We start from the raw sequence: 1,059 nt of genomic DNA, 5'->3' as shown, positions 1-1,059 counted from the left end.
GGGCCGCTGCGCCTGGACATCCCGCGCGATCGGGATGGCAGCTTCGCTCCGATCTTGATCCCCAAGCACGAGCGGCGCTTCACGGGGTTCGATGACAAGATCATCGCCATGTACGCCCGCGGCATGACGGTTCGCGAGATTCAGGCGTTTTTGGTCGAGCAGTACGGCACCGAGGTTTCGCCCGAGTTCATCAGCTCGGTGACCGACTCGGTGATGGAGGAGATCACGGCATGGCAGGGCCGTCCGCTCGAGATCATGTACCCGGTGGTGTTCTTCGATGCCCTGCGGGTCAAGATGCGCGAGGACGGCGTGGTGCGCAACAAGGCCGTCTATCTGGCGCTCGGCGTCTTGCCCGATGGGACGCGCGACATCCTTGGCCTATGGATCGAAACCACCGAGGGCGCCAAGTTCTGGATGAAGGTCTTCAACGATCTTAAAACGCGCGGCACGCAGGACATCCTGATTGCGGTGACCGACGGCCTCAAGGGCATGGAGCCCGCGTTAAACGCCGTATTCCCGAACACCACGCTGCAGACCTGCATCGTGCATCTGATCCGGGGCAGCCTGGACTACGCAGGGTGGAAGGACCGTCGGGCGGTGGCCGCAGCGCTCAAACCGATCTACACGGCGCCCAGCGCGGAAGCGGCCATGGCCGAGTTGGCAGCCTTTGAGCAAGGGCAATGGGGACAGCGGTACACACCGATCCCGGCTGCCTGGCGCCGGGCTTGGGATCAGGTCATTCCATTCTTTGCATTCCCGCCGGCGATCCGCAAGATCATCTACACGACGAATGCCATCGAAAGCATCAACGCGCAGCTACGCAAGATCATCAAGACCCGAGGCCACTTCCCCAGCGACGAAGCTGCCACCAAGCTGTTGTGGCTGGCCCTGCGCAACATCACTGGAAAATGGGGGATGGCAACGCATGACTGGAAGGCGGCCATGAATCAGTTCGCAGTGTTGTACGAAGACCGATTTACCCACCCGCACCTCTGAGAGAATGCAGGCTTGCCAATCCATTCGACCGGCAAGCCTCTAGCTGTCCTGCACACAAAAAAA

At 61.1% G+C, this 1,059-nt stretch carries 1 protein-coding gene; it reads left to right on the top strand.

Annotation, left to right across the window (positions count from 1 at the left end; translation table 11 throughout):
* Positions 1-996, top strand: a 996-nt coding sequence (locus FFS21_RS31895; protein WP_137928653.1) for an IS256 family transposase, incomplete at its 5' end; no start/stop codon positions are given.
* Positions 997-1,059: the final 63 nt, after the last annotated feature.

Source organism: Cupriavidus sp. 2SB (assembly GCF_005503625.1).
GTDB lineage: Bacteria > Pseudomonadota > Gammaproteobacteria > Burkholderiales > Burkholderiaceae > Cupriavidus.
Note: the sequence above shows the minus strand (reverse complement) of the source record. Positions and strands in the feature narration are given on the sequence as shown.